3 protein-coding genes and 1 pseudogene are annotated in these 4007 nt (G+C 70.5%); 2 read left to right on the top strand and 2 right to left on the bottom strand.

Annotation, left to right across the window (positions count from 1 at the left end; all coding sequences use genetic code 11):
* Nucleotides 1-364 (bottom strand): annotated as a pseudogene (locus ACXJKL_RS16285) (hypothetical protein); the annotation flags it as partial.
* 144 nt (nucleotides 365-508) lie between these two features.
* On the opposite strand from ACXJKL_RS16285, the gene ACXJKL_RS16290 reads away from it, so the two are divergent.
* Nucleotides 509-1288, top strand: coding sequence for a GNAT family N-acetyltransferase (locus ACXJKL_RS16290; protein WP_457208071.1), 780 nt, complete (start codon nucleotides 509-511; stop codon nucleotides 1286-1288).
* Nucleotides 1289-1321: 33 nt separating this feature from the next.
* Here ACXJKL_RS16290 and ACXJKL_RS16295 read toward each other — a convergent pair whose 3' ends face one another.
* Nucleotides 1322-2026 carry an SGNH/GDSL hydrolase family protein gene (locus ACXJKL_RS16295; protein ID WP_457208072.1) on the bottom strand — a complete coding sequence of 235 codons (705 nt, stop codon included), beginning with the start codon at nucleotides 2024-2026 and terminating at the stop codon, nucleotides 1322-1324.
* A 270-nt stretch (nucleotides 2027-2296) separates the two neighbouring features.
* On the opposite strand from ACXJKL_RS16295, the gene dnaK reads away from it, so the two are divergent.
* The coding region (gene dnaK / locus ACXJKL_RS16300) for a molecular chaperone DnaK (protein WP_457208073.1) at nucleotides 2297-4007 on the top strand (1711 nt) is incomplete at its 3' end.

A 4007-nucleotide genomic window follows, 5' to 3' on the forward strand; every position in this document is an offset into this window, starting at 1 on the left:
GCTCCACCGGACGGTCCTGGGCCACCGACGTCGACAGCACGGCGCCGGAGGCGTCGGTGAGGACCACGAAGTCGCCGCCGACGACCGGCAGTCCCTGGTGGGTGCGCTCGTAGGCGACCGCCAGGGTCTCGTTGCCACCGCTCAGGGTGCCGGTGCGGACGAACGCGTCTCCGCGGGCCTCCTTGACCTTGCCCGGGTGCTTGTCGATCCAGGTCCGCGAGGCGTCCTGGGCGAGCTGGGTGCCGTCGGTGCGGGCGGACGTGGCCCGGTGGGGGGCGGCGGAGGTGGCGGCCGTGATCGGTGCGGTCGTCAGGACGGCGGCGATGGCCATCGTCCCGAGACCCGCGACAAGAGTTCGCTTCACGCGTTCGAACCTTTCGGGTGTGCGGCCAGTTCCGGCCGCTGGAGGCCCACGGGGGTGGCGGGCACGTGCACAGAGTTGCGACGCGGGCTCCCCGCGGCAATGAGTTGCGTGTTGCAGGTCTGTGCAATGCGTGAAGATGTAGCAATGACGAGCACGCACGACCTCCTCGAGGCCTATGACGAACAGCTGCGCCGCGAGGGCGAGGTGGGCCGCGCCGACGAGGTCGTCGAGCTGGGCCCGCTGATGCTGGCCACCTTCGAGCACGGCGGCTTCGTGACCTACCGGACCCTGGAGGACCACGACGTCGACACCCTCATCTCGGGGGCGATCGTGCACTTCCGCGACCGCACCGGCGTCGACTCCTTCGAGTGGAAGACCCGCGGCCACGACTGGCCGGCGGACCTGGGGGACCGGCTCGTCGCCCACGGGCTGGTGGCCGAGCCGCCCGAGACGGTGATGATCGGCGAGGCGTCCGCGCTCGCCGTACCCGTCGAGGTCGCGGGCGTGACGGTGCGCCGGGTCGGCGACTCCGGCGACCTGAGGGGCGATGTCGAGGCGATGCTCGCCCTGCAGAAGTCGGTCTTCGGCACGGGCCGCGGGCCGTCGGTGGAGTCGTCGCTGGCCGCGCTGGAGGCGGGGGACTCCGAGCTGTGGCTGGCCGAGGTCGACGGCGCCGTCGTCTGCGCGGGCCGGCTCCAGGTCGTGCCGGGCACCGAGTTCGCCGGCATCTGGGGCGGCGCCACCGCTCCCGAGCACCGCGGCCGGGGGATCTACCGGGCGCTGGTCGCGGCCCGGGCGGGTGCGGCGATCGAGCGCGGCGTGCGGTACGTCCACTCCGACTGCACCGAGATGTCGCGCCCGATCCTGCAGCGCTCCGGACTCGTCGCGGTGACCACGACGACGCCGTACGTCTGGACCCGCTGACGCCGGTGCGCTCGGACCGCCTCGGCAGGCGGGTCAGCGGAGGTCGAGCGCGGCGAGCCTGTCGGCGACCGCGTCCCCGAACAGCACGTGGCCCTCGGGCGTCAGGTGCAGCCGGTCGGGCAGGTAGGGCAGCCGCAGGTCGCTCGTCGCGACGTACGGAACCCCGCTGGCGGAGGCGAGACGGGACAGCAGCCGGTCGWGGCGGGGGACCGCGGCGGCGCGCGACGGGGCGGAGGCGGGACCCACGACGACGACCCGGCGCCCCTCGAGGGTCTGCATCAGCCGCGCGAAGCCGAGCGTGATCGCGATGGTCGAGCGGTCGTAGTCGTTGAGGCCACCCTCCACGACGACCAGGCCCCGGGGCGCGATGCCGGCGGCCCGGGTGCCGAACGACTCGTCGCCGCACGGGCTGGCGCTGCGGCTGAAGCCGGAGCCGGAGAAGCCGGCGACGGTGACCCGACCGGGCAGTCGCGAGGGCCACGATCCCGCGAGCTGGTCGAGGCCCAGCCCCACCGACCACGAGTCGCCGACCACGGTGACGGGCGCCCCGGAGCCGCTCACGAGCGCGGCGCGCTGGGCGGACTGGACGGTGTGCCGGGCGCAGTAGGAGGTGCCGGCCCCGGCGCGCTCGACGAGCTGCACGGTGACCACGGTGGCCGCCAGGAGGAGCAGCAGCAGCGCCGGCACCAGGTAGGAGAGGTGGCGCGGGCGGTGGCGCGGGTCGAGCCGGGTGGTCACGCCCCCATGATCCGGTCTGGACCACCCTCCCCGCAGGGGATTGCGCCGAATTGACGCCTTCTGGTGACGAGTCCGTGATCCGGGGAACAAGCCACCCGGGTCATGCGTTGTGCCCCGTGAACGAACTTGAGTTGATCCGACTCAACTTGTTTGTCAGACTCGCCGCAGGTCGGCAGGATGACCTCACACCCAGACGTTCCAGCCATCCCCATTCAGTCAAACCCCATTCAGTCAAACCCCATTCAGTCAACGCAGCGGAGGTAACACCCCATGGCACGTGCCGTCGGCATCGACCTTGGTACGACGAACAGCGTGGTCGCCGTACTCGAAGGTGGCGAACCCACCGTCATCGCCAACGCAGAGGGCGCGCGCACCACCCCCTCGGTGGTCGCGTTCGCCAAGTCCGGTGAGGTCCTGGTGGGCGAGGTCGCCAAGCGCCAGGCCGTCACCAACGTCGATCGCACCATCCGGTCCGTCAAGCGCCACATGGGCGAGGACTGGAAGGTCGACATCGACGACAAGGCCTTCACCCCGCAGCAGATCAGCGCGTTCGTGCTGCAGAAGCTCAAGCGCGACGCCGAGGCCTACCTCGGCGAGCCGGTGACCGACGCGGTCATCACCGTCCCGGCGTACTTCTCCGACGCCCAGCGGCAGGCCACCAAGGAGGCCGGCGAGATCGCGGGCCTCAACGTGAGCCGCATCGTCAACGAGCCGACCGCCGCCGCGCTGGCCTACGGCCTCGACAAGGGCGACGACCAGACGATCCTCGTCTTCGACCTCGGTGGCGGCACGTTCGACGTGTCCCTGCTGGAGATCGGTGAGGGCGTCGTCGAGGTCAAGGCGACCTCCGGTGACAACCACCTCGGTGGTGACGACTGGGACAACGCCATCGTCGGCTGGATGGTCACCAAGTTCAAGAACGCCAACGGCGTCGACCTCGCGGCCGACAAGATCGCCAAGCAGCGCCTCCAGGAGGCCGCGGAGAAGGCGAAGATCGAGCTCTCGTCCAGCTCCGAGACGACGATCCACCTTCCCTACATCACCCACGGCGAGGGCGGCCCGCTCCACTTCGAGGAGAAGCTGACCCGCGCCGAGTTCCAGAAGATGACGGCCGACCTGCTCGCCCGCACCAAGGCGCCGTTCCAGAGCGTCCTCAAGGACGGCGGCGTCGAGGTCAGCAAGATCGACCACGTCGTGCTCGTGGGTGGCTCCACCCGCATGCCCGCCGTGAGCGAGCTGGTCACCGAGCTCCTCGGCGGCAAGCAGCCCAACAAGGGCGTCAACCCCGACGAGGTCGTCGCCATCGGTGCCGCCCTCCAGGCCGGTGTCCTCAAGGGCGAGGTCAAGGACGTCCTGCTCCTCGACGTGACCCCGCTGTCGCTGGGCATCGAGACCAAGGGCGGCGTGATGACCACCCTGATCGAGCGCAACACCACCATCCCGACCAAGCGGTCCGAGATCTTCACGACGGCCGACGACAACCAGCCGTCCGTCGAGATCAAGGTCGCCCAGGGCGAGCGCCCGATGTGGGGCGAGAACCAGCCCCTCGGCAACTTCGAGCTCACCGGCCTGCCGCCGGCACCGCGCGGCATCCCGAAGATCGAGGTCACCTTCGACATCGACGCCAACGGCATCGTGCACGTCTCCGCCAAGGACCAGGCGTCCGGCCGCGAGCAGTCGATGACGATCTCCGGCGGCTCCGCGCTGTCCAAGGACGAGGTCGCCCGGATGGTCAAGGAGGCCGAGCAGTACGCCGAGGAGGACGCCAAGCGTCGCGAGGCCATCGAGGTCCGCAACCAGGCCGACTCGCTCGTCTACACGACCGAGAAGTTCCTCACCGACAACGACGACAAGCTCCCCGAGGACGTCAAGACCGAGGTCAAGGCCGACGTCGACGCCCTCAAGGAGACGCTCGCCAAGGAGGACGCCACCCCCGAGGAGCTGACCGCCGGGGTCTCCAAGCTCGGTGAGTCCAGCCAGA

Source organism: Nocardioides sp. P5_C9_2, assembly GCF_054049555.1.

What these genes read in the sequence shown, in the direction of transcription:
- ACXJKL_RS16290 (WP_457208071.1), top strand. Translation starts at nt 509, where the DNA reads ATGACGAGCACGCACGACCTCCTCGAGGCCTATGACGAACAGCTGCGC.